The organism is Nocardiopsis sp. MG754419 (assembly GCF_018207095.1).
In the GTDB taxonomy this organism is placed as follows: domain Bacteria; phylum Actinomycetota; class Actinomycetes; order Streptosporangiales; family Streptosporangiaceae; genus Nocardiopsis.
In genome coordinates this window covers 25351-50544 of the sequence record NZ_QOCZ01000059.1, presented here as the reverse complement: position 1 = coordinate 50544, position 25194 = coordinate 25351, and the positions used below count along the sequence as shown (strand labels likewise).

At 71.1% G+C, this 25194-nt stretch carries 24 protein-coding genes; 4 read left to right on the top strand and 20 right to left on the bottom strand.

Features of this window, described 5'->3' with window-relative positions; translation table 11 throughout:
• The first annotated feature begins 71 nt into the window (after positions 1-71).
• Positions 72-338 (top strand): hypothetical protein, encoded by a 267-nt coding sequence (locus DSY14_RS13750; protein ID WP_211716929.1) that lies wholly within the window; start codon positions 72-74, stop codon positions 336-338.
• A gap of 128 nt (positions 339-466) precedes the next feature.
• On the opposite strand, the gene DSY14_RS13745 is transcribed toward DSY14_RS13750, so the two are convergent.
• From DSY14_RS13745 to hutH, 6 genes are all read right to left on the bottom strand, one after another.
• Positions 467-1546: a GNAT family N-acetyltransferase gene (locus DSY14_RS13745; protein ID WP_211716928.1), complete on the bottom strand. Its 1080-nt coding sequence runs from the start codon at positions 1544-1546 to the stop codon at positions 467-469.
• Between the two features lie 253 nt (positions 1547-1799).
• The gene (gene hutI, locus DSY14_RS13740; RefSeq protein ID WP_211716927.1) at positions 1800-3008 is read right to left on the bottom strand and encodes an imidazolonepropionase; all 1209 of its coding nucleotides are present in this window, start codon (positions 3006-3008) and stop codon (positions 1800-1802) included.
• Entirely contained in the window at positions 3005-4366 is a 1362-nt protein-coding gene (locus DSY14_RS13735; RefSeq protein ID WP_211716926.1) for a formimidoylglutamate deiminase, read from the bottom strand. The genes hutI and DSY14_RS13735 overlap by 4 nt, the downstream gene beginning before the upstream one ends.
• Positions 4363-5601 (bottom strand): allantoate amidohydrolase, encoded by a 1239-nt coding sequence (locus DSY14_RS13730; protein ID WP_211716925.1) that lies wholly within the window; start codon positions 5599-5601, stop codon positions 4363-4365. The genes DSY14_RS13735 and DSY14_RS13730 overlap by 4 nt, the downstream gene beginning before the upstream one ends.
• Positions 5598-7256: a urocanate hydratase gene (gene hutU / locus DSY14_RS13725; protein WP_211716924.1), complete on the bottom strand. Its 1659-nt coding sequence runs from the start codon at positions 7254-7256 to the stop codon at positions 5598-5600. Before hutU ends, DSY14_RS13730 begins: the two co-directional genes overlap by 4 nt.
• A 20-nt stretch (positions 7257-7276) precedes the next feature.
• Positions 7277-8824, bottom strand: a complete 1548-nt coding sequence (gene hutH, locus DSY14_RS13720; protein WP_211716923.1) for a histidine ammonia-lyase — start codon at positions 8822-8824, stop codon at positions 7277-7279.
• 104 nt (positions 8825-8928) lie between these two features.
• On the opposite strand from hutH, the gene DSY14_RS13715 reads away from it, so the two are divergent.
• On the top strand, positions 8929-9687 hold the full coding sequence (locus DSY14_RS13715; protein ID WP_211716922.1) for an IclR family transcriptional regulator: 759 nt from the start codon (positions 8929-8931) through the stop codon (positions 9685-9687).
• Here the strand turns inward: DSY14_RS13715 and DSY14_RS13710 are convergent.
• On the bottom strand, positions 9679-10362 hold the full coding sequence (locus DSY14_RS13710; protein WP_211716921.1) for a hypothetical protein: 684 nt from the start codon (positions 10360-10362) through the stop codon (positions 9679-9681). The genes DSY14_RS13715 and DSY14_RS13710 overlap by 9 nt on opposite strands.
• 145 nt (positions 10363-10507) lie before the next feature.
• Between DSY14_RS13710 and DSY14_RS13705 the strand changes: the two genes are divergently transcribed.
• Positions 10508-10768, top strand: a complete 261-nt coding sequence (locus DSY14_RS13705) for a hypothetical protein (RefSeq protein ID WP_211716920.1) — start codon at positions 10508-10510, stop codon at positions 10766-10768.
• A 277-nt stretch (positions 10769-11045) separates the two neighbouring features.
• On the opposite strand, the gene DSY14_RS13700 is transcribed toward DSY14_RS13705, so the two are convergent.
• From DSY14_RS13700 to uvrC, 10 genes are all read right to left on the bottom strand, one after another.
• Positions 11046-11417, bottom strand: coding sequence for an RNA polymerase-binding protein RbpA (locus DSY14_RS13700; protein ID WP_211716919.1), 372 nt, complete (start codon positions 11415-11417; stop codon positions 11046-11048).
• An 80-nt stretch (positions 11418-11497) separates the two neighbouring features.
• Complete coding sequence (secG, locus tag DSY14_RS13695; RefSeq protein ID WP_211716918.1) at positions 11498-11734, bottom strand: preprotein translocase subunit SecG; 237 nt, start codon at positions 11732-11734, stop codon at positions 11498-11500.
• Between the two features lie 289 nt (positions 11735-12023).
• Positions 12024-12803, bottom strand: coding sequence for a triose-phosphate isomerase (gene tpiA / locus DSY14_RS13690; protein ID WP_211716917.1), 780 nt, complete (start codon positions 12801-12803; stop codon positions 12024-12026).
• 54 nt (positions 12804-12857) lie between these two features.
• Complete coding sequence (gene pgk, locus DSY14_RS13685; RefSeq protein WP_211716916.1) at positions 12858-14045, bottom strand: phosphoglycerate kinase; 1188 nt, start codon at positions 14043-14045, stop codon at positions 12858-12860.
• 138 nt (positions 14046-14183) lie between these two features.
• The gene (gap, locus tag DSY14_RS13680; RefSeq protein ID WP_211716915.1) at positions 14184-15188 is read right to left on the bottom strand and encodes a type I glyceraldehyde-3-phosphate dehydrogenase; all 1005 of its coding nucleotides are present in this window, start codon (positions 15186-15188) and stop codon (positions 14184-14186) included.
• A 340-nt stretch (positions 15189-15528) separates the two neighbouring features.
• Entirely contained in the window at positions 15529-16509 is a 981-nt protein-coding gene (gene whiA / locus DSY14_RS13675) for a DNA-binding protein WhiA (RefSeq protein ID WP_211716914.1), read from the bottom strand.
• Positions 16510-16709: 200 nt separating this feature from the next.
• Positions 16710-17126: a DUF488 domain-containing protein gene (locus tag DSY14_RS13670; RefSeq protein WP_211716913.1), complete on the bottom strand. Its 417-nt coding sequence runs from the start codon at positions 17124-17126 to the stop codon at positions 16710-16712.
• Positions 17127-17172: 46 nt separating this feature from the next.
• A complete protein-coding gene (gene yvcK, locus DSY14_RS13665; protein WP_249187830.1) occupies positions 17173-18213 on the bottom strand; it encodes a uridine diphosphate-N-acetylglucosamine-binding protein YvcK in 1041 nt (346 codons plus the stop codon).
• 223 nt (positions 18214-18436) lie between these two features.
• Entirely contained in the window at positions 18437-19321 is an 885-nt protein-coding gene (gene rapZ, locus DSY14_RS13660; RefSeq protein WP_211716912.1) for an RNase adapter RapZ, read from the bottom strand.
• Positions 19318-21351, bottom strand: a complete 2034-nt coding sequence (gene uvrC / locus DSY14_RS13655) for an excinuclease ABC subunit UvrC (RefSeq protein ID WP_211716911.1) — start codon at positions 21349-21351, stop codon at positions 19318-19320. Before uvrC ends, rapZ begins: the two co-directional genes overlap by 4 nt.
• Before the next feature lie 179 nt (positions 21352-21530).
• On the opposite strand from uvrC, the gene DSY14_RS13650 reads away from it, so the two are divergent.
• Complete coding sequence (locus DSY14_RS13650; RefSeq protein ID WP_211716910.1) at positions 21531-22688, top strand: mechanosensitive ion channel family protein; 1158 nt, start codon at positions 21531-21533, stop codon at positions 22686-22688.
• A gap of 188 nt (positions 22689-22876) precedes the next feature.
• Here DSY14_RS13650 and DSY14_RS13645 read toward each other — a convergent pair whose 3' ends face one another.
• The 3 genes from DSY14_RS13645 to DSY14_RS13635 all read right to left on the bottom strand — a co-directional run bounded on the left by DSY14_RS13645 (position 22877) and on the right by DSY14_RS13635 (position 24914).
• The gene (locus tag DSY14_RS13645) at positions 22877-23233 is read right to left on the bottom strand and encodes a Rieske (2Fe-2S) protein (RefSeq protein ID WP_374224010.1); all 357 of its coding nucleotides are present in this window, start codon (positions 23231-23233) and stop codon (positions 22877-22879) included.
• Between the two features lie 232 nt (positions 23234-23465).
• Positions 23466-23630: a hypothetical protein gene (locus tag DSY14_RS13640; protein WP_211716908.1), complete on the bottom strand. Its 165-nt coding sequence runs from the start codon at positions 23628-23630 to the stop codon at positions 23466-23468.
• Positions 23631-24017: 387 nt separating this feature from the next.
• Positions 24018-24914, bottom strand: a complete 897-nt coding sequence (locus DSY14_RS13635) for a SigB/SigF/SigG family RNA polymerase sigma factor (RefSeq protein ID WP_211716907.1) — start codon at positions 24912-24914, stop codon at positions 24018-24020.
• Positions 24915-25194 lie beyond the last annotated feature (280 nt).

Sequence of the window (25194 nt, the reverse complement as noted above, 5' to 3'; positions counted from 1 at the left end):
CTCGTCGTTCGTACACGTGTATGATTACGGGGTCCGCACTGTTCACGCGATACCGAAGGGAAATCCCCGCCGTGGTCACCGAGGTCTTCACGCGCAAGTACTGCGACCCCCACGCCGTCCGCGAGGAGAAGGTCGAGGCCTCTGAGGTCATCCAGTTCGCCTGGGAGGGCGCCGTCCGTGAGGTCGACGCCTGCGAGGAGTGCTTCAAGGAGCACGAGACGCGGGTCGAGCCCCTGGTCGACTACTCGCGTCCGGTGAAGAAGCGCCGTGCCAAGAAGGCCACTCCGGCCCAGGACGACCGGCCCGAGAACGACAGCGCCGACGGCGACGACGAGTAGGACGTTCCCCGTCGCCTGACGGCGGGAAGACGGCCTCATCGCGTCAATGGCGAGACGGGGGTCGGCGACACCCCCAGTGGCCGCCGACCCCCGCGTTCGTGTCCGCCCCTCGCGGGGCGGCAGGGACCTCAGTCGGCCCCTCGACGGCGGACCGAGCGGCCGCCGTGGTTCCGGTCCGCCAGTCCGGCCTGGATCGCCTCCGCGACCGGCAGTCGCGCGTGCACGTAGACGCCCGCCTGGGTCCGGATCGCGGCGCCGAACCGCCGCATGATCCGCAGCATCCCGGTGTTGGCCAGTGTGGTCTCGGCCCGCACCTCGGCGAGCCCCCAGTCGGCGGCGATGACCGTGAGCGCCCGCACCAGCGCGGTGCCCACGCCCCGGCCCTGCCAGGAGTCCTCCACCAGGAAGGCGATCTCGCCGACCCCCGGGTCCAGGGTGTACATCAGGTGGGCCAGCGCCACGGGCGCGTCCTCGCCCTCGGGTCGCACCGCCAGGGTGAGACCGCGCTCGGGGTCGCAGAACACCCGCGCCATCCGCGGGGACAACGCGCGGATCCCCGCGAGGTAGCGGTCGCGCATCGTCCGGGGCGAACAGCGGCGGTGCAGATCGCGCAGGGCCGCGGCGTCGCTCTCCGTCACCTGCCGCAGGGACAGCTCCCGCCCGTCCTCGGTGCGCACCACGCGGTCGGTGGGCACGGGGCCGGTGGAGGGCATGACCGAACGCACCAGAGCGTCCGCGCGACTCGTCTCGGTCCAGGTGAAGGGGTGGGAGGCCCGGCGGACCAGGACCCCGCGCAGCGGCCCCACCGGCACCAGCATCACGGTGTCGCGATCCACGTCCCGGGCGGTGAGGTTGGTCCAGCGGGCCTCGTCGGCCCGCAACAGTTCGGCCAGGGCGTCCGGCAGGCGGTTGGGATGGGCGCGCAGCCGGGCGGTGAGCAGCAGGGCTCGGGTGACGTCGTCGCCGACCTCGCGCCTGCCCGCGGGCACGGCCGTCACGGAGCCGTTCGGATGGAGGTCGGACAGCGCCCGCAGCGCGGCACCGTGGTCGCCGGGCAGGTCCACCACGAACTCGTCCACCACGCCGGACACGTCGGTGTGGATGCTCAGACCCACGATGTCGCCGCCCTGGGCGGCGAGCGCCTCCACGACCCCGCGAAGACCACCCGGGCGATCCTCGACCACCGTTCGTACACGCCACAGACTCACGGGCGACCCCCTGGGTGTGGGTGCTCCCTCCGCCGCACCACCGCGCTGTGTCGCGGCGGAGGTTCGCGCACCGACGTGGTTCCCACTGTGGGGGCCGAAGGTTTCCGCGAGATCAACCGCCCGTTGAGTTCACGCTGCGTCCGAGGGAACCGTCCGTGTTCTTGCGCACGGATGTCGATGGAGGTTCCGAGAGCACACGGATCCCCGCACCCACGCGGGATGTTCCGCGGGCCGGCGGGCCCCACAACACGCCCTAGGGACGACCGGCGACGAGCGCACCGTCCTTCCACACCGCCGCGACCTGCGGGACGCCCGGCCGGTAGGCCAGGTAGAGGTGGTTGGGGGCGTCCAGCAGGGTGAGGTCGGCGCGGGCACCGGGGGCCAGGTGGCCCACGTCGGTGCGGCGCAGGGCCAGGGCCCCTCCCTTGGTGGCCGCCCACACCGCCTCGTCCGGGGTCATCTCCATGTCGCGGACGGCCACGGCGATGCAGAAGGCCAGGCTGGAGGTGAAGCACGACCCCGGGTTGCAGTCGCTGGCCAGGGCCACCACCGCTCCGGCGTCGATGAGCGCGCGTGCGTTCGGGTAGGGCTGCCGGGTGGAGAAGTCCACGCCCGGCAGAAGCGTGGCCACCGTGGGGTCGGGGCGGCCTGCCGCCTGTGCCAGAGCGTCCACGTCCTCGCTGGTCAGGTAGGTGCAGTGGTCGACCGACGCGGCGCCCAACTCCACGGCCAGGCGCACCCCCGGCCCCTCCCCCAGTTGGTTGCCGTGCACGCGGGGCAGCAGTCCCCGCTCCATGCCGGCTGTGAGCACACGGCGCGAGGCGTCCTCGTCGAAGGCGCCCCGTTCGCAGAACACGTCCACCCAGCGGGCGTGCGGGGCGCACGCGTCCAGCATGGCCCCGGTGACGAGGTCGACGTAGCCGCCCGGGTCGTCGGCGTACTCGGGGGCGACCACGTGGGCGCCCAGGTAGGTGACCTCGTCGGTGACGCGTCCGGCCACCTCCAGGCAGCGACGCTCGTCGTCGACGGTGAGCCCGTACCCCGACTTGACCTCCAGGGTGGTGGTGCCCTGGGCGTGGGCCTCACGGACGAAGCGGCGCGCTCCGTCCAGGAGCACGGTGTCGGAGGCGGCGCGGGTGGCGGCGACGGTGGTGCGGATCCCGCCCGCGGAGTAGGGGGTGCCGCTCATCCGGGCGGCGAACTCACGGCTGCGGTCCCCGGCGAAGACGATGTGGGAGTGGCTGTCCACGAAACCGGGGACGACGCAGCGTCCGTCGGCGTCGATCCGCACGTCGGCGGCGGGCGCGGCGGCGCTCGGTCCCGCCCAGGCGACGCGGTCGCCCTCCAGGACCAGGGCGGCGTCGGCGATCTCACCGAGCGGCCCCGACCCGAGGGAGGGGTCGTTGGTGACCAGGGTGGCGATGCCGTCGACCAGGACGGTGCCGGGGACGTCGGTGCTCACAGAAGCTCCTTGATCACGGAGTCGAGTTCACGGGCGGTGTCGGGCAGGCGGGTGTGGACGCCGTCGCGCACGGTCCAGGCGCCGTCCACCAACACGTGGCGGACGTCGGTCGCGGTGGCGGCGAAGACCACGGCGTCGGTCGCCCGGGCGGGGTCCGGCCCGGCCAGGCGCACGCTGTCGAGCGGGACGTTGACCAGGTCCGCGCGAGTGCCGGGCACGAGAGCGCCGGCGTCCTCCCAGCCCAGACCGGTGTGGCCGTGAAGGGTGGCGGCGCGCAGAAGCGCCCGGGAGTCCAGGGTGCCCCTGCGGTGCGTGCGCAGGCGCTCGTGCGACTCCACAGCGCGCGCCTCCTCGAACAGGTCGAGGTGGGCGTGCTGGTCGCTGCCCAGGCTCAGGGGGACCGCCCCGGGGGCGGCGACCAGGTCGCCGGTGCGCGGCAGTCCGTCGGCGAGATCGCGTTCGGTGGTCGGGCACAGGCACACCGCCGAACCGTGCGCGCGGACGGTGGCGACGTCGTCGTCGGTCAGGTGGGTGGCGTGCACCAGGGTGGTGCGTTCGGTGAGCGCCCCGGCGTCGGCCAACACCCGTGTGGGGGTGCGTCCGTGAGCGGCCCGGCAGGCGGCGTTCTCCGCCGGCTGTTCGGACACGTGGACGTGCAGGGGCAGGTCCCCGCCCGCGGCGAAGCGGGCCACCTCGGGCAGGTCCGACACAGGTACGGCGCGCACCGAGTGGGCGGCCACGCCGACCCGGGCGTGGTCGGCCTCGATGTGCAGGTCGGCCACGCGTTCGCCCCAGGCATGGACGTCACCGTCGCCGAACCTCAGTTGGGGTCCGGACAACGGCAGGTGGCGTCCGTCCTCGCCCAGGCCCCCGGCCAGGTAGCACACGTCCAGCAGGGTGATGCGGACACCGGCGTCGGCGGCGGCGGCGACCAGGGCGTGCCCCATGGCGTTGGGGTCGTCGTAGCGGCGACCGCCCGAAGCGTGGTGCAGGTAGTGGAACTCGCCCACGGACACGACCCCGGACAGGGCCATCTCGGCGAAGACGGCCCTGGCGAGCCGGTGGTAGGAGTCGGGGTCGAGACCCTCGGAGGCCCGGTACATCACCTCGCGCCAGGTCCAGAAGGAGCCACCGTCGGCGTGCGTGCGACCGCGCAGGGCCCGGTGGAAGGCGTGCGAGTGGGCGTTGGCGAGTCCGGGCAGGGTGAGCCCGCTCAGGTGTTCGGCGTCGTCGGGGCGTGCGGTGCCGGAGCGCACCGAGGTGAACCGGCCGGCGTCGACGGTCAGGAGGACGCCCGGTTCGGGGGCGGCGCCGCCCGTCCACGCCAGCTCGCACCAGAGGCGTCGTGGTCGGTTCATGTGGTCCTTCCCGGGGCGGAGAGCAGGTCGGAGAGGACGTCGGCCAGGGCGACGACCCCGGCGCGGCCGTCCTCCGGGTCGGCCCACTCCCGTGGGGAGTGGGACACCCCGGTGGGGTTGCGCACGTACAGCATCGCGGTGGGCACGTGGGCGGACAGGACCCCGGCGTCGTGTCCCGCGCCGGTGGGCAGGATCGGCACCGGACCGGCCGACTCCGGCACCCGGTCGGCCACGATCCCGGCGAGACGATCGCGCAGGTCGTGGGAGAACTCCACCAGGGGTGTGGTGGACTCGGCCGCCACGGCCAGGGCGACCCCGTGGTCACGGGCCGCTCTGTCGGCGGCCTCGCGTACGCCGTCGACCACCGCGGCCAGAGCGTCCTGGTCGGCGGCACGGGCGTCGAGCCAGGCGCTGACCAGGGACGGAATGGCGTTGGTCCCGTTGGGGGTGATGTGCGCCTTGGCGACGGTGGCCCGTGCCTCGTGCTCCTCGGCGAGGGCTCGGGCCGCCAGGATGGTGTGGGCCAGGGGGAGCATGGGGTCGGCCCGGTCGAGCAGGCGGGTGGTGCCCGCGTGGTCGGCGCGGCCGGTGAAGTCCATACGCCAGCGCCCGTGCGGCCAGATCGAGCTCGCCACCCCCACCGGGTGGGCGGTGTCGGCCAGGGCGCGCCCCTGCTCCACGTGGAGTTCGACGAAGACGTCGAACATCCCGATGAGGTCGGGGTCGGCGCCGATCCCGTCCGGGTCGAGGCCGGCGGCGGCCATCGCCTCGGCCCAGGTCGTGCCCGCGGCGTCGGTCAGGCCACGAGCGCGGGCCGGATCGATCCCCCCGGTCGCCAGGCGGCTGCCGAGGCAGGGCACCCCGAACCGGCCGCCCTCCTCCTCGACGAACACGCCGACCGCGAGGGATCGGTCCGGGGTGAACCCGCGGGAGCGCAGCTCGTCGACGGCGGCCAGAGCGCCGACGACACCGAGCGGACCGTCGAAGGCCCCGCCGTTCGGGACCGAGTCCAGGTGGGAGCCGGTGGCGACCGCACCCGGACCGGGGGCGCCCCACCAGGCCCACAGGTTGCCGTTGCGGTCGGTGCGCACGTCCAGGCCACGGGTGGTGGCCGCCTCGGTGAACCAGGCGCGGGCGTCGGTGTCGGCGCCCGCCCAGGTGTACCGGTGGTAGCCGCCGTCGTCGGCGGAGCGTCCGACGGGCAGCAGGTCGGCCCAGAGCCGGTCGAAGCTCACGCGCCCTCCTTCATGGGCACCCGGATGCCGTGGGTCTCGGCGACGCGCTCGGCGTCCTCGTACCCGGCGTCCACGTGACGCACGACCCCCATGGCGGGGTCGTTGGTGAGCACCCGCTGGAGCTTGGCCGCGGCCAGGTCGGTGCCGTCGGCGACGCTGACCTGCCCGGCGTGCAGGGAACGGCCCATGCCCACGCCGCCACCGTGGTGGATGGACACCCAGGAGGCTCCGGAGGCGGTGTTGACCAGGGCGTTGAGCAGGGGCCAGTCGGCGATGGCGTCGGAGCCGTCCTTCATGCCCTCGGTCTCGCGGTACGGCGAGGCGACCGACCCGGTGTCGAGGTGGTCGCGGCCGATGGCCAGGGGCGCGGAGATCTCACCGGAGGCGACGAGTTCGTTGAAGCGCTGCCCCGCCGCGGCGCGCTCGCCCTGCCCGAGCCAGCAGATGCGGGCCGGCAGCCCCTGGAAGGCGACCCTCTCGCCGGCCATGCGGATCCACCGGGCGAGGTGCTCGTTGTCCGGGAACAGGTCCAGGACGGCCCGGTCGGTGCGGGCGATGTCGGCGGGGTCGCCGGACAGCGCGGCCCAGCGGAACGGGCCCTTGCCCTCACAGAACAGGGGCCGAATGTAGGCGGGCACGAAGCCGGGGAAGTCGAAGGCGCGGGTGAAGCCGCCGCTGCGGGCCTCGTCCCGGATCGAGTTCCCGTAGTCGAACACCTCGGATCCGGCGTCCATGAAGCCCACCATCGCCTCCACGTGCGCGGCCATGGAGGCGCGGGCGCGGGTGGTGAACTCCTCGGGCTTGGCCGCGGCCAACTCCTTCCAGTCTCCGAAGGACACGCCCACCGGCAGGTAGGCCAGCGGGTCGTGGGCCGAGGTCTGGTCGGTGACGATGTCGATGGGAGCGCCCCGGGAGAGCAGCGCGGGGAAGACCTCGGCGGCGTTGCCCAGGACCCCGATCGACAGGGGGCGGCGCTCGTCGCGGGCGCGCACGGCGAGGTCGAGGGCCTCGTCGAGGCTGTCGGCGCGCACGTCCAGGTAGCGGTGTTCGATCCGACGGTCGATGCGGCTGCCGTCGCACTCCACCACGATCGCCACGCCGTCGTTCATGGTGACGGCCAGCGGCTGCGCGCCGCCCATGCCGCCGAGACCGGCGGTGAGGGTGATGGTGCCGGCCAGCGTGCCGGAGAACCGCTTGGCGGCCACCGCGGCGAAGGTCTCGTAGGTGCCCTGGAGGATGCCCTGGGTCCCGATGTAGATCCACGAACCGGCGGTCATCTGCCCGTACATGGTCAGACCCTCGGCCTCCAGCCGACGGAACTCGGGCCAGTTCGCCCAGTCGCCCACGAGGTTGCTGTTGGCCAGGAGCACGCGCGGCGCCCACTCGTGGGTGCGCATGATGCCGACCGGCCGGCCGGACTGCACGAGCAGGGTCTCGTCGCCCTCCAGGTCGCGCAGGGAGGCGGTGATGCGGTCGAAGCTGCGCCAGTCACGGGCGGCCCGGCCGGTTCCGCCGTAGACCACGAGGTCCTCGGGGTGTTCGGCGACCTCCGGGTCGAGGTTGTTGTGGAACATGCGCAGGGCCGCCTCCTGCTGCCAGCCCTTGGCGGACAGGGTGGTGCCGCGGGCGGCGCGGACGGTGCGTGGCAGGCTCATGTCGGTCTCCTTGCGGGGTGTCAGGCGAGCGGGGTGACGGACTCGGCGGCCTCGACGACGGATCCGTCGTCGACCAGGGCCGCCACGGCGGCGATCTCCGGTGCGAGGTAGCGGTCGGGGCCGGGGCCGGGGACCCTCGCGCGCACCAGGCGCAGCACCGCACCGGTGGCCGGTCCGGGTTCCAGGGGTGAGCGCAGGTCCAGGGCGCGGGCCGCGGTCAGGAGTTCCACCGCGAGGACGTGGGTGAGTCCGTCCACCGCGCGGCGCAGTTTGCGGGCGGCGGACCACCCCATGGACACGTGGTCCTCCTGCATGGCCGAGCTGGGGATGGAGTCGACGCTGGCGGGCACCGCCAGACGCTTGAGTTCGGAGACGATGGCGGCCTGGGTGTACTGCGCGATCATGTGGCCCGAGTCCACGCCGGGGTCGTCCGCCAGGAACGCGGGCAGCCCGTGCGAGCGCGCCACGTCGAGCATCCGGTCGGTGCGACGTTCGGCGATCGAGGCCACGTCGGCCACGGCCACCGCCAGGAAGTCCAGCACGTAGGCGACGGGGGCGCCGTGGAAGTTGCCGTTGGACTCCACCCGACCGTCGTCGAGCACGACGGGGTTGTCGATGACGCTGTCGAGTTCGCGCCCGGCCACGGTGAGGGCGTGGGCGAGGGTGTCGCGGGCGGCACCGGCCACCTGGGGGGCGCAGCGCAGCGAGTAGGCGTCCTGGACCCGGTTGCAGTCGGGGCCCCGGTGGGACGCCACGACCGGGGAGTCGGCGAGCAGGGCACGGAGGTTGGCTGCGGAGGCGGCCTGCCCGGGGTGGGGGCGCAACGCCTGGAGTTCGGCGGCGAAGACCCGGTCGGTGCCCAGTAGGGCCTCGACGCTCATGGCGGCGGTGACGTCGGCGACCTTGAGCAGCCGTTCGAGGTCCATGCAGGCCATGACGAGCATGCCGAGCATGCCGTCGGTCCCGTTGATCAGCGCCAGGCCCTCCTTGGCGCCGAGTTCCACGGGGGCGATCCCGGCCTCGTCGAGCGCCCGTTCGGCGTCCTTGAGCTCGCCGGTGGCGTCGCGGACCGTGCCCTCCCCCATCAGCGCGAGCGCCACGTGGGACAGCGGGGCCAGGTCGCCGGAACAGCCCAGACTGCCGTACTCGTGCACCACCGGGGTGATCCCGGCGTTGAGCAGGGCCGCGAGGGTCTCCACCGTGGCGGACCGCACCCCGGTGTTTCCCGTGGCCAGGGTGCGCAGGCGCAGCAGCATGAGGGCGCGCACCACCTCCGCCTCCACCTCGGGGCCGGCGCCGGCCGCGTGGGAGCGGATGAGGGAGCGCTGCAGGCGGGCGCGCAGTTCGGGGGCGATGTGCCGGGTGGCCAGAGCACCGAACCCGGTACTGACCCCGTAGGAGGGGATCTCTCCGGCGGCCAGGGACTCGACCCGTTCGCGGCCCCGCCGGACGGCCTTACGGGTCTCCTCGCCGATGGTGACGCGGGCACGGTCGCGGGCGACGGCCAGGACCTGGGCCGGGGTGAGCGGTGCACCGCCGACGGCTACGGAAGCAACTGCAGTGGACATGCCCCCATTCGACCCCGCGCGCATCCCCGCCGGAAGTGCTGACACGGGAGTTCCGTCCGAAATCCCAGACGCCGAGGAGACGGGCCGTGTGGCACCATCAGGACATGAGTCATGTTCCGGCGGCCACACGGGCGTTGCGGTTGCTGCGCTTCCTGGCGACGCGTCCGGGCCCCATGTCGGCGTCGACGATCGCCTCGGGCCTGGGCCTGCCCCGGTCGAGCGTCTACCAGCTCCTGGAGGCGATGGCCGAAGAGGGGTTCGTGACCCACCTGCCGGAGGAACGCCGGTGGGGGCTGGGTCTGGCGGCGTTCGAGATCGGCTCCGCGTACCTGCGCCATGACGGCATCGAACGTCTGGCGCGGCCCCTCCTGCACCAACTGGCCGAATCCACCGGGGCCACCGCCCACCTGGGCGTCCTGCACGGATCCGACACGTTGTACCTGCTCAAGGAGCAGCCACCGCACGCGCCCACGTTGATCACGGGGGTGGGCGTTCGTCTGCCCGCGCACCTGACGGCGTCGGGGCGGGCGATGCTGGCCCGACTGCCGCGTGCCCAGGTCCGTGCCCTGTACCCGAACACGGCGACCTTCACCGACCGTACGGGGCGGGGACCGCACACCCCGGGCGAGCTGCGTTCACTCCTGGCCGAGGAGGGGCGACAGGGGTGGTCCCTGGAGAACGGCCAGGTGACCGAGGGGTTCGTGTCGGTGGCGGCGGCCGCGACCGACCACAACGGTCGGCCCGCCGCGGCGATCAGCCTCACCGTGCCCAGCGCCCGGCCGGTGACCCCGGGCGCGCTGTCGGCCCGGGTGCGCGACGCCGCCGACGAGCTCACCCGACGGCTGAGCGGCAGGTCAACGTAGCGGCGCGCTGCGCTCCACGATGGACGGCAGGGGGGCGGTGCGCTCCACCATGCGCAGGATGTGCTCCTTGCGGTCCTGGGGCACCTGCACGTAGAACTGCGTGGCCGCTTCGGGGTCGCCCTCCAGGTCGAGGCTCTCGGCGTTCTCGGCCCACCCCGGCAGTTCGGTGTCGGTGCGGTGGGTGTCCAACGCGAACTCGATGAAGTACAGGATCCTGCGGCCCCCCGTGTGCACCTCGCGGATGCGCCGGATCTCCTCCCAGGCGATGAAGGTCCCCTCCCCGGGGAACCACCACTTGCGTTCCTGTAGGACGATGACGCCGTCGCTGTCGGCGCTGATGCCCTGGCGGGTGATGCGCTGGGGCAGCCCGCGCACCAGGAACACGTTGCTCCCGGGGCCGATGAAGAACATGACGAGCCCCGCGAAGGCCCACAGGGACACCGAACCGACCGTGCTGTCCTCCCGGACGACGTGCCACAACATCGAACCGACCACGACGAGGAACCCGAGGGTGAGCGCTCCGGAGAAGTACGCGGCGGTCATCCACATGCGGGTGTTGGGACCACGCAGACTGACGTAGCGGCGCAGGTGGGACACGCTCGCCGGAGATCGGGTCAGGTCCGAGGGGACGCCCCGGACGTCGGAGGAGACGTCCGCGGGTTCGGGGGAAGCCATGCCCCCCATTCTTTCAAGTTCTGGGGGTGCTCTGTGCGGCGACTCACCCTGCCATACGGGGTTTTGTGGCGTTATGTCCGCATCAGAGTTCCGGTCATGACCGAACACCACATATCGAGGGCCGTCGGGCGCTACAGTCCTGACCATGAGACGCGGTACACGTGAGTACGAGACGGCACTCGAAGTGGACGGGGAGCCCTTGGTCCAGGACGGTGTGGTCTACCGGGGACGCACGATGCTCCCCGAGGAGGGGCCGGACCGCTTCGCCCCGCTGGAGCGGTGGGCCAAGGGTGTCGCCGAGAGCCTGGGAACGCCGGTGACGTGGCGGGCCAGTGCCAAGAACGAACCTGAGGAGAGTGGAACGGCCCAGCCGGGAGAGGTTCCTCAGAACCGCCTGGCGCTCTGAGCCCCGCACTTGGCGCACTGGAACTTGCGGTCGTCGCCGAGGATCCAGTCGTGGTCTCCTCCGGTGGGGCACGTGGACATCGACACCATCTCCTCAGGAAGGGGGCTTCGGGGGTGTGTCGGCCATCGTATTTCCCACCAGCCACATCAGTCCCGAGAATGAGAAAAGAACAGGCCCTCTCATGTCCCCGTTTGCGCTGGAGAGCGCTTCGCGAGAACACGTCGGGGCCCGCGCGTTGAGCGGCGGGCCCCGACGGTGAGTACGAGGATCCGGGGGATCAGTTCTGGGCGGCCTTCATGTGGGCCTCCACGGCGGCGCGGTCGGCGCGCAGCTTGGCGAGGGCCTCGTCCAGGATGAGCTTGCCCTCCTCCTCGCTGCGGCGCTCCTTCACGTACGCCAGGTGCGTCTTGTAGGGCTCGGTGCGCGGTGGCGCCGGCGGGTTGGCCTTGTCCTTGCCCGAGGGGAACCCGCATCGGGGGCAGTCCCACTCGTCCGGCACGGCGGCCTCGCTGGCGAAACTGGGGATGACCTCGTGCAGGTTCGCACAGTAGAACGGAACCCTGACGCGCGGTGCGGCCTCGCCCCGCTCCGCCTCGCCCATCGGGCCGGCTCCGACTCGGCTGCCACGGATGGCACTGCCACTACCCACGAAAAACTCCTTCGGCGAACTCGCTCACCGGCTGATTCGGGCGAGCTTGACTGTGGACGAGGGACCGCGACCGGGCGGCGCTACATCCCCCGGTTGATCAGCAGGCCGAGCACGACGATGGTCACGATCCACGCGATGCCGAAGCCGACGGTCATCCGGTCGAGGTTGCGCTCGACCACCGACGAACCGCCGAGCGAGGACGTGACGCCGCCGCCGAACATGTCGGACAGGCCGCCGCCCTTGCCCTTGTGCATCAGCACGAGGAGGATCAGCAGCACGCTGAGAAGCATCACGATGATGGACAGACCGAGGATCACACGCTCACCCGTAGCTCGACCCCGCAGCGGGGGGATGGACACCTCGACCCTCTCGGTCACCACCCGCGACCTGCGACGACACGAGGGTGTCGTCCGGAGGCGAGCCGTGGAAGGAGGAGAGCCGGGGACGTTTTCGGATTTTACCGCGCCCTACGGACACGGGTGGGGAAACCGCGAGGCACGGTGAACCCCTCAGCGAAGTCTAGCCCGAACAGCGCACCCGTCGGGCACCCCGCCCGTCACGCTTGGACATCGGAGCGTGACGGGCGGGACGAAACACGACGTCGGGTCAGCCGTTCTGATCGAAACGGATCACCTTGGCGAACTCGTCGGCCTTGAGGCAGGCGCCACCGACCAGGGCACCGTCGACGTCGTCCTTGGCCATGATGCCGGGGGCGTTGTCGCCCTTGACCGAGCCGCCGTAGAGCACGCGCACCGCGTCGGCGATCTCCGCCGAGTACAGCTCGGCCAGGCGCACGCGGATGGCCGCGCACACCTCCTGCGCGTCCTCGGGGGTCGCGACCTCGCCGGTGCCGATGGCCCACACGGGCTCGTAGGCGATGACGAGGCGCTCGGCCTGCTCGGCGGTGATGTCCTTGAGTGCGCCGTCCAGCTGGGCCAGGACGTGCTCGACCTGGCGTCCCGCCTTACGGACCTCCAGACCCTCGCCCACGCACAGGAGCGGAACGATGTCGTTCTTGTAGGCCGCCTTGATCTTGGCGTTGACCAGGACGTCGTCCTCGGCGTGGTACTCGCGGCGCTCGGAGTGGCCCACCAGGACGTAGGAGCATTCGAGCTTGGCGAGCATCGCACCGGAGATCTCACCGGTGTAGGCGCCCTTGTCGTGGGCGGAGATGTCCTGGGCCCCGAACTTGATCTTCAGCCGGTCACCGTCCACGAGCGTCTGCACGCTGCGCAGGTCGGTGAACGGCGGTAGGACGACGACCTCGGCCTTGTCGTAGTCCTTGTCGTTCAGGGCGAAGGCCAGCTTCTGGACGAGAGCGATGGCCTCCAGGTGGTTGTTGTTCATCTTCCAGTTGCCCGCGATGAGCGGCAGGCGCTTGGACATGGTCGTCACTTCCTTACACACGTCTGTGGGACGGGCCCGAGGGCCCGGGGGTCACTACTGGGCGAGGGCGTCGATGCCGGGCAGGGGCTTGCCCTCGAGGTACTCCAGACTGGCACCGCCACCGGTGGAGATGTGACCGAAGGCCGCCTCGTCGAAGCCCAGGGCGCGCACCGCCGCGGCGGAGTCGCCGCCGCCCACGACCGTGAAGGCGTCGGAGTCGATGAGCGCCTGGGCCAGGGCGCGGGTGCCGCCGGCGTAGGGCTCCATCTCGAACACGCCCATGGGACCGTTCCAGAAGACGGTCTTGGTGTCGGCGAGCTTCTCGGCGAACAGCAGCCGGCTCTCCGGGCCGATGTCCAGGCCCATCCGGTCGGCCGGGATCGCGTCGACCGCGACGGCGGCGTGCGGGGCGTCGGCGGCGAACTTCTCCGCGGCGATCACGTCCACCGGCAGCACGATCTCCACGCCCTCGCGCTCGGCGCGCTCCAGGTAACCGCGGACGGTGTCGAGCTGGTCGGCCTCCAGGAGACTGGAGCCCACCTCGTACCCCTGGGCCTTGAGGAAGGTGAAGACCATGCCGCCGCCGATGAGCAGACGGTCGGCGGTGCCCAGGAGGTTGTCGATGACGCCGAGCTTGTCGGAGACCTTGGATCCGCCCAGGACCACGGCGTAGGGACGCTGCGGGTCGCCGGTGAGCTTCTTCAGGACCTCGACCTCGGTGAGCACCAGACCGCCGACGGCGTGCGCGAGCCTGCCGGGCAGGTCGTAGACACTGGCGTGCTTACGGTGCACCGCGCCGAAGGCGTCACCGACGTACAGGTCGGCCAGCCCGGCGAAGCGGTCGGCGAGCTCGCCGCGCTCGGCGTCGTCCTTGCTGGTCTCGCCGGGCTCGAACCGCACGTTCTCCAGCAGCGCGACGTCGCCGTCGGCCAGGGCGGCGGAGGTGGCGCGGGCCGACTCACCGGCGGTGTCGGTCGCGAACGCGACCTCGGCGCCGAGCAGCTCCCCCAGGCGGGCGGCGACGGGACGGAGCGAGAACTTCGGGTCCGGCGCGCCCTTGGGCCGGCCGAGGTGGGCGGCCACGATGACACGGGCGCCACGCTCGCGCAGCGCGGTGATGGTGGGCAGGGCGGCCCGGATGCGCCCGTCGTCGGTGATGCGCTCACCGTCCAGGGGCACGTTCAGGTCTGCCCGGACGAACACGCGCTTTCCGGAGACGTCGAGGTCGTCGATCGTCCGCATGCTGGTCTCCTCGTTGGGGTTGGTGGGGTCGGAAGGTCACGGACGGCCGGGGGCCCGGACGCGACGGCACCCCCACCGCGCGGGGCGGAAGGGGTGCCGGATCACGCGTGTGCGGTCACGAGCCGTGTGGACCCGTGGTCACAGGTTGGAGCCGACCAGCTTGGCCAGGTCGACCAGGCGGTTGGAGTAGCCCCACTCGTTGTCGTACCAGCCGAGGATCTTCACGGTGTTACCGGAGACCATCGTCATCTGGGCGTCGAAGGTGCAGGAGGGCGAGGTGCCGACGATGTCGGAGGAGACGATCTCGTCCTCGGTGTAGACGAGCACGTCCTTGAGCGGGCCCTCGGCGGCGGTCTTGAACGCGGCGTTGACCTCGTCCTTGGTGACCTCACGGTCCAGGGTCACGACCAGGTCGGTGGCGGAGCCGTCCGGCACCGGGACGCGCATGGCCATGCCGTCGAGCTTGCCGGCCAGTTCCGGGATGACCAGGGCGGTGGCCTTGGCGGCGCCGGTGCTGGTGGGAATGATGTTCTGCGCGGCGGCACGGGCGCGACGCAGGTCCTTGTGCGGGAAGTCCAGGATGACCTGGTCGTTGGTGTACGCGTGCACCGTGGTCATGAAGCCCTGCTGGATGCCGAAGCTGTCCTTGAGGACCTTCGCCATGGGCGCCACACAGTTGGTGGTGCAGGAGGCGTTGGAGATGATGTCGTGGGCGGCGGCGTCGTACTTGTCGTCGTTGACGCCCATGACGACGGTGATGTCCTCGCCCTTGGCCGGGGCGGAGATGATGACCTTCTTGGCGCCGGCCTCGATGTGCTTCCGGGCGTCCTCGGCCTTGGTGAAGATGCCGGTGGACTCGACGACGACGTCGACGTTCAGGTCGCTCCAGGGCAGCTGGGCGGGGTCGCGCTGGGCCAGAACCTTGATGGTCTTGTCGCCGACGCGGATGTAGTCCTCGCCGACCTCGACGTCACCGTCGAGGGTGCCCAGCACGGTGTCGTACTTGAGCAGGTGCGCGAGCGTCTTGGTGTCGGTGAGGTCGTTGACCGCGACGATTTCGATGTCGCTGTCGCCGGCGGCGACCGCGCGCCAGAAATTGCGGCCGATACGACCGAAGCCGTTGACGCCTACACGGATGGTCACGGAACCAATCTCCTCATTTGTCGCACATCAGTTTCACCCGCGCGTCCACGCCACGGGGACCGGCCGTCGGAACGGGCCGGATCGACCACGTTGTCCAGCGTGAACGCATAACAGGTGTTCACAAAGAGCCTAGCGGAGTACCGACGGACAACCGTTCGCACCCCACGCCTGAGAGCCCTTCCACCCCTCGCGGATTCGTCACCCATCCTGGCACTGCGAGACGGAGAGGTCTATACCATTGTCGGAAGTTATCCGGGAGTTTCCGCAGTTAACAAAGGCGAACATGGACGTTGTCCCGTGATGACAGGACCGTCGGGCCCTGGCCAGGGGGTCGTTCGGCTCAGGGGACGAGCATGTCCGGAGTGAGGTTCGCCTCCGTGCCCTCGATGCCCAGGTCACCGGCGCGCTTGTCGGCCATGGCGAGCAGCCTGCGGATACGCCCCGCGATGGCGTCCTTGGTCAGCGGGGGCACCGACAGCTGGCCCAACTCCTCCAGCGAGGCCTGCTTGTGCGCGAGCCGCAACTGACCGGCGGCCACCAGGTGCTTGGGGGCGTCCTCACCGAGGATCTCCAGGGCGCGCTCCACGCGGGCGCCCGCCGCGACGGCCGCCCGGGCGCTGCGCCGCAGGTTGGCGTCGTCGAAGTTGGCGAGCCGGTTGGCGGTGGCGCGCACCTCGCGGCGCATCCGACGCTCCTCCCAGGCCAACACGCTCTGGTGGGCGCCCAACAGGGTCAGCAGCGCACCGATGGAGTCACCGTCACGGACCACCACCCGGTCGACACCGCGCACCTCGCGGGCCTTGGCGTGCACCTTGAGCCGACGGGCGGCGCCCACCAGCGCCAGTGCCGCCTCCGGACCGGGGCAGGTGACCTCCAACGACATCGACCGGCCGGGTTCGGTGAGCGAACCGTGCGCGATGAACGCCCCGCGCCAGGCCGACTCGGAGTCGCACGCGCCACCGGCGACCACGTGCCGGGGCAGGCCGCGCACCGGCCGCCCGTTGTTGTCCACCAGCCCGGTCTGTCGGGCCAGGGACTCGCCCTCCTTGATCACCCGGACCACGTACCGGTTGCCCTTGCGCAGGCCGCTCGGGGAGAGCACGACGACCTCGGACTCGTGCCCGAAGACCTCCGAGATGTCCTTGCGCAGCCGCCGCGCCGCCGCACCCGTGTCGAGTTCGGCCTCGATCACGATCCGACCACCGACCAGGTGCAGGCCCCCGGTGAACCGCAGGATGGTGGACACTTCCGCCTTGCGGCAGCATGGCTTGAGAATCGCCAGGCGGCTCAACTCGTCCTTCACCACGCCGGTCATCGCCATCGCTGCGATCCTCCCCTAGATCCGCCAGGAAATCGGTGTCCTACACCCGACACCGACCATCGTCACCCGACACGGACATCGGGCGACCTACTCAAGGCAGACTACGTGACGCGGGCCTTCAGGGCGGCCCCTGCACGGCGTGTTGCCGATCCCCAACCCCAGGTCACAGACGGCGTGTCGCCCTTCGTGGCGATGTGCGGTCAATTGCTCCCGTCGCCGTCCTCGTCCAACAACGACTCCAGGTGGTCCCTGAGCACGATCGCGTGGTTGTGCTCGGTGTCCTTGGCCGCGTACACCAGCGTCACCGGCCCGCGCCGCGCCGCCTCCAGGAGGGGTGCGACCGTCTCGGGGCGCCGCTCCAGCTCGGCCCGGTAGCGCTCGGCGAACTCGGTGAAGCGGTCGGGGTCGTGCCCGAACCAGGTGCGCAGCGCGGGGCTGGGCGCCACGTCCTTGAGCCAGGTGTCGCCCTCGACCGCGCTCTTGCTCACGCCCCGCGGCCAGAGCCGGTCCACGAGGAAACGCGGACCGGGCGGGAGGTCGTCCTCCTGCCCGGGGTGTCGCTCGGCACGGACCTCGTCGTAGACGCGTTCCAGGTGAATGCGATGATCATCGGCCATGCGAGCGCCCTTCCCGAAGGAAGGGCGACACGAACCCGCGAACGTCTCAGGTTTCGGTGCGCACGTGGGCGCCGGGCCAAAAGTCCGGTTCCTCGGGCTTGGGCTCCTCCGTGCCGGTCACCACACGCTCGAACGCGGCGGCCAGCTTGTCGGGGTCGTGCCGCGGACTCCCGTCGCCCCGGCTCAGGTCGGCCAGTTCCAGACGTCCGCCGAGTTCGGCCACGACCGACAGCAGCGGGGCCGGGTCCTCCACCGCCCCGGCGTCGGCCAGCACCACGTCCACCCCCAGGTCGGGTGCGTGCTCGCGCAGCACCTCCAGGTAGGTCTCGGGGCGGAAGTCGTCGGTCTCGCCCTTCTGCGGCGACAGGTTCAGCGCCACCACCCGCCGGGCCCGGGTGGTCATGAGGGCGTGCGCCAACTCGGGGACCAACAGGTGCGGAAGCACGCTGGTGAACCAGGATCCGGGTCCGAACACCACCCAGTCGGCCTCCCGGACCGCCTTGACCGCCTGGGGGCTGGCCGGGGGTTCCTCCGGCAACAGCGACACCGAGCGCACCCGGCCGTTGGTGCTCGCGCAGGCGACCTGACCGCGCACGGTGGTGAGCTCGTCCGGACGGTCGGGGTCGACCCCGGCCACCTCCGCGGAGATCTCCAACGGCACCGACGACATCGGCAGGACCCGACCATGGGCGCCCAGCAACTGGCCCACCCAGTCCAGGCCGGCCACCGAATCGCCCAACAGCTCCCACAGGGCCACGATCAACAGGTTGCCGACGGCGTGACCGTGCAGGTCCCCCTCGGAACGGAAGCGGTGCTGGAGCACCTGGGTCCACGTGTGACCCCACTCGTCGTCCCCGCACAGGGCGGCCAACGCCATCCGCAGGTCACCGGGTGGGAGTACACCCAGTTCCTCGCGCAGACGCCCGCTGGACCCGCCGTCGTCGGCCACGGTCACGATCGCGGTGACGTCCGTGGTCACCCTGCGCAGCGCCGACAACGAGGCGTACAGGCCGTGCCCGCCCCCCAGCGCGACCACCCGGGGTGGACGTGAGTCCTCATCCCCGTCCGGCGCGGTGCTCTTCGACATGCCTTCGGCCTGCCCCCTCGTCCCGTGGTCCAACGGACGCCCCGACCCCACCACCCCGCGATGGCGTGCGCACGGTCCGGCCACGCCCCCGGCCCGCCGCGTTCGGCCCCCTCGGGGCGCCGGACGACCGACCATGACCGGGCCAATGTAAGGGAAGACGCCACTCTTGGCGACTCGGTTCGCCCACCGGCTCCGGGCCGGGCGCGGGCCGAGGGGCCCTCGGTCACTCCCGGCCGACGTCGCGGTGGACGACGTGCACGTCGACGTCCTGTTCACGGAGGCGCTCGGCGAACTGCTCGGCCATGGCCACGCTGCGGTGCTTGCCGCCCGTACAGCCCACCGCGAGGGTCATGTAGTGCTTGCCCTCGCGCTGGTAGCCGGCGATGGTGAGCTTGAGCACCTCGATGTAGGCCTCCAGCATCTCCTTCGCCCCGTCCTGGGAGAGGACGTAGTCGCGCACCGGCTCGTCGCGCCCGTTCATGGGTCTGAGCTCGGGCACCCAGTGGGGGTTGGGCAGGAAGCGACAGTCCAGCACCAGGTCGGCGTCGACCGGCAGACCGTGCTTGAACCCGAAGGAGACCACGTTGGCGCGGGTGCGCGCCTCGTCGCTCTCCCCGAAGAACCCGATCACCCTGGCCTTGAGCTGGTGCACGTTGAGCTGGGAGGTGTCGATGACCAGATCCGCCTCCCCGCGGATCGCGCGCAGGGTCTCCCGTTCCCGGGTGATGCCGTCGGTGAGCCGCCCGTCGCCCTGGAGGGGGTGGGGCCGTCGCACCCCCTCGAAGCGGCGGACCAGTGCTTCGTCGGAGGCCTCCAGATAGAGCACCCGCGCGGTGATGTCGCGCTTGCGCAGCTCCTCGACCGTGGACAGCAGGTCTTCGGTGAAGGCCAGCGAACGCACGTCCACCACCACCGCCACCCGCGGCACCGCACCATAGGTGCGTCCCGCCAGCTCGATCATCGTGGGCAACAGCCCCGGTGGCAGGTTGTCCACCACGAACCAGTCCAGGTCCTCCAGGGCTCGGGCCGCCGTACTGCGGCCCGCACCGGACATCCCGGTGACGATGACCACCTCGGGTGGCAGTTCCCCACCCAGTTCGACCGTCATGTGTCTCCTCCCCCGTCCGTACTCTGCCTTGCCATCGCCCCTGATGCTTGGCCACCGTGTCCGGCGGGGCCGCCGGACAGGTGCTCGTGCACGACCTCGGCCAGCTTGGGGCCGATGCCGGGCACGGCTGCGATCTCTTCCGCGCTGGCCGCGGCCAGTCGCTTGACCGAACCGAACTCCTTGATGAGGGCGCTCCGCCGGGCCGGTCCCAGACCGGACAGTTCGTCGAGGCTGCTGCCAGTGAGCGCCTTCGCGCGTTTTTGTCGGTGGTAGCGGATGGCGAAGCGGTGGGCCTCGTCGCGCACCCGTTGGAGCAGGTAGAGACCTTCCCCGTTGCGCGGAAGGATCACCGGATCCTCGTCGTCGGGGAGCCACACCTCCTCCAGCCGCTTGGCCAGACCGCACACCGCCACGTCCTCGATGCCCAGTTCGTCCAAGGCGCGCCGCGCCGCCTCGGCCTGCGGCCGGGCGCCGTCCACCACCACCAGGTTGGGCGGGTAGGCGAACCGGCCGGGCGCGGGTTCGCCCTCGGAGGCGCCCTCGTGTCCGTCGTGGTCACCGGTCTCCCCCATGCGGGCGAGTTCGCCGGCACGCGCGCTCTCGTCCAGGTAGCGGCGGAACCGTCGCCTGACCACCTCGTACATGGCGGCCACGTCGTGCTGTTCGTCGCCGCCCTCGCCGCTGCCGCGGACCGAGAAACGGCGGTACTCGGACTTGCGGGCCAACCCGTCCTCGAACACCACCATGGAGGCGACGACGTGTTCGCCCTGCAGATTGGAGATGTCGAAGCACTCGATGCGCAGCGGGGCCTCGGGCAGGTCCAGGGCCTCCTGGATCTCGTTGAGGGCGCGGGAGCGGGTGCTGAGGTCGCCGGCGCGGTGGGTCTTGTGCCGGGCCAGCGCCTCACGGGCGTTCTTGTCGACCGTCTCCATGAGGGACTTCTTGTCGCCCCGTTGCGGCACCCGCAGGTCCACCGTGGAGCCCCGGTGCTCGGACAACCACCGGGCGACGGCCTCGCGGTCGGCGGGTTCGTGGGAGACCAGGACCTCACGGGGCACCGAGGTGCCGGTGCCCTCGGTCTCCTCCTCACCGTCCAACGCACCGTAGATCTGGCGCAGGAAGGTCTGCATGAGCTCGTCGGTGTCGGCGTCGGTGACGCGGTCCACCACGTATCCGCGCCGGCCTCGGATCCGGCCACCGCGCACGTGGAAGATCTGGACCGCCGCCTCCAGGGGGTCCTCGGACATGGCGATGACGTCGCAGTCGGTGGAGTCGGGCAGGACCACCGCCTGCTTCTCCAGAGCGGCGCGCAGGGCCTCGATGTCGTCACGGATCCGCGCGGCCCGTTCGTACTCCTGCTCCCCGGCGGCGTCCCTCATGCGGGTCTCCAGCTCGCGGATGAACCGCCCGGTGTCACCGGCCATGAAGGAACAGAAGTCCTCCGCCAGGTCCCGGTGCTCCTCGGGTGAGGCCTTGCCCACGCACGGGGCGACGCACTTGCCGATGTAGCCGAGCAGGCAGGGACGCCCACTGTTGCGCGCGCCCCGGAACACCCCCGCCGAGCAGGTGCGCACCGGAAAGACCCGCAGCAGCAGGTCGACCGTCTCGCGGATGGCCCAGGCGTGCGAGTACGGACCGAAGTAGCGCACGCCCTTGCGCTTGGCGCCGCGCATCACCTGCACCCGGGGGAACTCCTCGTTGAGGGTCACCGCCAGGTACGGGTAGCTCTTGTCGTCGCGGTACTTGACGTTGAAGCGCGGGTTGTACTGCTTGATCCAGGAGTACTCCAGCTGGAGCGCCTCGACCTCGGTACCGACGATCGTCCAGTCGACGTCGGCGGCGGTGGAGACCATCTGCTGGGTGCGCGGGTGCAGCCCGGCGAAGTCCCGGAAGTAGGAGGACAAACGCGCGCGCAGGTTCTTGGCCTTGCCCACGTAGATGACCTGACCCGCGGCGTCCCGGAAGCGGTAGACACCGGGTTCGGTCGGGATCGATCCGGGTGCCGGTCGCAGGTGAGGAGTCGCAGCCATGACCCCATTCTGGTGGGTCCGGGGGACGATCGGCCACCGGTCCGGCTCACACCGGTCCGTGGACCGGCTCACTTCGGGAAGATCGCCCACCCAAACGTCACGATTGGATATCCACATGGTCTAGGTTGGGCGGGTAACGCCACAACTTCCCGACATCGACGACAAGGGGGCTCCACGCCGTGACCGTTGCGCACTGGATCGCGATCGGCATCGCCGTCGCGGTCTCCATGACCCTGGTGTTCGTGGTGCACTGGCTGCTCAACCACAAGTTGGGCAAGCTCTGGCCGATGGCCCGTTACGTGGTCTCCCGGTCGGCGGTGACCGCCTACACCGCGGCCGCCGTGGTCGGCGCCAACCTGGCGCTGCCCAGCGTGCAGGAGGTGGGCAGAAGCACCTTCGGGACCATCTCCCACGCGATGGACATCCTGATGATCTGCACGCTGACGGCGTTGGGCATCAGTCTGGCCTACGCCGCCACCGACATGGTGCTGCAGCGTCTGTCCCTCAACAACGCGGACGCCGACCGCCGCGCCCGCAGGCTCCAGACCCAGGTACGCCTCCTGCGCCGGGTCATCACCTCCGTCATCGTGGTCCTGGCCATCGCCGCCGTCCTCTTCACCTTCGACGCCGTCAAGGCGCTGGGCGCCGGACTCCTGGCCTCGGCCGGCGTCATCGGTATCGTCGCCGGTGTGGCGGCCCAGTCGACCCTGGGCAACCTGTTCGCGGGTCTCCAGTTGGCCTTCAGCGACGCCCTGCGCATCGGCGACGTCGTCGTGGTCGAGGGCGAGTGGGGCCGGGTCGAGGAGCTGAGCCTGGTCAATGTCACCATCAAGATCTGGGACGAGCGCCGACTGGTGGTCCCGGTCGCCAACTTCACCACCACCAGCTTCGAGAACTGGACCAAGTCCGGCACCAACATCACCGCCAAGGTCCAGTTCCCCCTGGACTGGCAGGTGCCGATCGCCGAGCTCCGTGAGGAGGCCGGCACCCTCATCACCTCCAGCCGGCACTGGGACGGTCGCAGCTGGTCCTGCCAGGTCGTGGACGTCAGCGACACCGGCGAGGTCATGGTCCGTGTGGTCGCCACCGCCGCCGACACCGGCGACCAGTGGAACATCGCCTGCGAGATCCGCGAGCACCTGATCTCCTGGCTGGTCACGCACTACCCGAACTCCCTGCCGCGCAGGCGCACCGAGTTCGTCACCGGCGGCGAGCCGGACGAGTCCCTCTACGCCGCCGAGTTCCCCACCTCCGCCTTCCGCCGCGCAACCGCCGCCTCCGGCGCCACACGCGAGACCAACGGAAGCGCACGTTCGGGCGACCCCGAAGAGGTCTGATCCCCCGCACACGTAGGAGCCCCGCCGGGTCGCGCCCGGCGGGGCTCTTTTTTTCTCCGCGACGTCCAGGACGTGTTCCTCGGGGCCACGCCACGCTTCGACCGTGTTCGGGCTCCCCACGGCCGTGCGGGAACCCTCGGGGCCTCGGCGGCACCCGAACACCCACCCGGTGCCTCGCCGCACCCGGTCTAGTCGAGGATGATGTCGGTCCCGTCGATGCTGACGGTGAACGACTCCAGCGGGTCCTTGGCGGGCCCGGCCACCGGGTCCCCGGAGACGTAGTCGAACTCGCTGCCGTGGCACAGGCAGCGGATCAGCTCGTCCTCCACCTCCTGGACGGTGCATCCTCCATGGGTGCAGGCGGCGCTGAAGGCCTTGTACTCGCCCTTCTCGGGCTGGGTGACCACCAGCTTGCTGTGGCTGAACACCGCACCGCCGCCCTCGGGGACGTCGGTGGTCTGACCGACCACGTGGCCGCGCCGGACCTCCTGCGGTTCGCGGCGGCCCCCGCCGTACCGAACAGGCGCCGCCTGCTCACCCCGCACCCGCATGTCCTCATTCCGGCCACGACCGAACGCTCCTCACCTGCGCCTGTTTATCCACTACGAACTGTAGTAGGCCGGATCGGGTGCCCGGTCCCGACCCCCTACCGAAGACCGTGAGGGGCGGGGCTTGCGGGCGGAAGGGACCAGTGGTGGCGCTCCGGCGACGGATATGGCGGGTACCACCGGCGCGACGACCCGGCCAAGGGCGCCCCGGCCGGTTCCCCGGCCCTGGTCACAGGGCGGTCTCCCGCAGGCTCCGGCGGATGTGGTGCCGGTAGACGGTCGCGGACAGTCGGTGGGCGGCGAGCTCGGCGGCCCGCCCCTCCGGTGCGCGGGCGGACACCAGCGGGGTCGCGGCGTCGACGCCGTCGCCGTCGGGCAGGTCGGACACGGTCATGTGGGGCCTCCTTCCGGGTCTCGGCGAGGGGCCGAGGCCCGTGATGGTCACGGGGTGGTGCGGAACGTGGTGCGCGGAGCCGGGGCGGTGCGCCCGCGCGGTCGCGGGGACGGGCGGGGACGCCGGCGGTGCCGACGGCCCTCGGACGCGGCGGGTGTGCCTCCCTCCGGTGGTTCGTGACGGGAGACCACTCCCGCGAGCGTGGACGCGTCGACCGTGAGCGGGCGGGGCGCCCCCGACCGACGACCGCGCTCATCGTGCGCCCGTGCCGTCATCGCGACGGGCGGGCAGGGGCACGACCTCGCGCACCGCACCCGACGGGAGAGTCCGCGCCATCGACTCCCCCACCGGCGGCACCACGAGGAGGGTGCCGGCGGTGCGCGCCGATCACGCCATGGCGTCCACCGGACTCCCCTGCCCCCTCGCTTCGGGGGTCTCGGGGGCGAGAACGGTGACCTCGGCGCGGAGCGTGTCCAGGACCTCCCGCAGCAATCGCGAAACGTGCATCTGGGAACAGCCCAGGCGTTCACCGATCTCCCGCTGCGTGCATTCGCCGAAGAAGCGCATCCGCACGATGGCACGCGCGCGGGCGTCCAGGCGCGCCAGAGCGGGGCGCAGGGACTCTCTCTGCAGGACCCGTTCGAAACCGGGGTCCTCGATACCCAACCGGGGGTCCGACCCCAGTTCCTCCGCCGTTTCGGGCCGGTCCATCGAATGGGTCCGATAGGCCTCGACCGCCTGCAGGAGTTCGGTGACCTGGCCCTCGGTCAGCCCCATCACCCGGGCCAACTCCTCCCTCGTGGGCCGACGGGAGTGGTCCTGTTGGAAGTCGGCCATGACCCGTCGCAGCCTGATCCGATCCTCCTGGTGCCGCCGGGGAACGTGGACGGCCCACGTGTGGTCTCGGAAGTGCCGCTTGATCTCCCCGTGGACGGTGGGCCGCAGGTAGGCGACGAAGGACGTGCCGCGTCCGGGGTCGAACCCCCGGATGGACTTGAGCAGGCCTTCCATGGCGACCTGCGTCACGTCTTCGATGGGCTCACCCTTGTTGCGGTAGTCCAGGGCGATCCTCTTGACCAGAGGCCGGACCCGCCGGATGAGCCGTTCGCACAGGAGCTGCGCGAACGGCTCATGCCGGTCCAGGTCCTTGAGGCGGGCGAGGAGATCCTCGTCCGACTCCTCTTGCAGGATGACGTCCTCGACCGGCCTGCGGGGCGGGGGGACGGGACCCTGCGCGGTGGCTTCGGTGCGAGACGACGTCTCTACTTCGACGGACTGGAACAACAGAGAACCCCCAGTGCTCTCTCCACTACATGACTCGCCCCGGTGTTTCTTCCGACCGCGGAGCCCAGATGGAACGCACGAGGTCAGAGGGGGACGATGTGGGTGACCATGCCCAGGAATGTCACCCCAAAGCGCTCTCACCCGATTTTTATTGCCGCACGACAATTGTTGCCCGCAAGGGAACCCTGACCAGGGGTTTTGGGATCATGGCGGAGATACATGTGACCCGCCTCACATGCTTGGCTCAGAGGCCTGGCGGGACACATGTCGGGGGTGGAAC

What these genes read in the sequence shown, in the direction of transcription:
- DSY14_RS13735 (WP_211716926.1), bottom strand. Translation starts at nt 4,366, where the DNA reads ATGAACCGACCACGACGCCTCTGGTGCGAGCTGGCGTGGACGGGCGGC.
- hutU (WP_211716924.1), bottom strand. Translation starts at nt 7,256, where the DNA reads ATGAGCCTGCCACGCACCGTCCGCGCCGCCCGCGGCACCACCCTGTCC.
- hutH (WP_211716923.1), bottom strand. Translation starts at nt 8,824, where the DNA reads ATGTCCACTGCAGTTGCTTCCGTAGCCGTCGGCGGTGCACCGCTCACC.
- DSY14_RS13715 (WP_211716922.1), top strand. Translation starts at nt 8,929, where the DNA reads ATGAGTCATGTTCCGGCGGCCACACGGGCGTTGCGGTTGCTGCGCTTC.
- DSY14_RS13710 (WP_211716921.1), bottom strand. Translation starts at nt 10,362, where the DNA reads ATGGCTTCCCCCGAACCCGCGGACGTCTCCTCCGACGTCCGGGGCGTC.
- DSY14_RS13705 (WP_211716920.1), top strand. Translation starts at nt 10,508, where the DNA reads ATGAGACGCGGTACACGTGAGTACGAGACGGCACTCGAAGTGGACGGG.
- tpiA (WP_211716917.1), bottom strand. Translation starts at nt 12,803, where the DNA reads ATGTCCAAGCGCCTGCCGCTCATCGCGGGCAACTGGAAGATGAACAAC.
- pgk (WP_211716916.1), bottom strand. Translation starts at nt 14,045, where the DNA reads ATGCGGACGATCGACGACCTCGACGTCTCCGGAAAGCGCGTGTTCGTC.
- whiA (WP_211716914.1), bottom strand. Translation starts at nt 16,509, where the DNA reads ATGGCGATGACCGGCGTGGTGAAGGACGAGTTGAGCCGCCTGGCGATT.
- DSY14_RS13670 (WP_211716913.1), bottom strand. Translation starts at nt 17,126, where the DNA reads ATGGCCGATGATCATCGCATTCACCTGGAACGCGTCTACGACGAGGTC.
- yvcK (WP_249187830.1), bottom strand. Translation starts at nt 18,213, where the DNA reads ATGTCGAAGAGCACCGCGCCGGACGGGGATGAGGACTCACGTCCACCC.
- rapZ (WP_211716912.1), bottom strand. Translation starts at nt 19,321, where the DNA reads ATGACGGTCGAACTGGGTGGGGAACTGCCACCCGAGGTGGTCATCGTC.
- uvrC (WP_211716911.1), bottom strand. Translation starts at nt 21,351, where the DNA reads ATGGCTGCGACTCCTCACCTGCGACCGGCACCCGGATCGATCCCGACC.
- DSY14_RS13640 (WP_211716908.1), bottom strand. Translation starts at nt 23,630, where the DNA reads ATGACCGTGTCCGACCTGCCCGACGGCGACGGCGTCGACGCCGCGACC.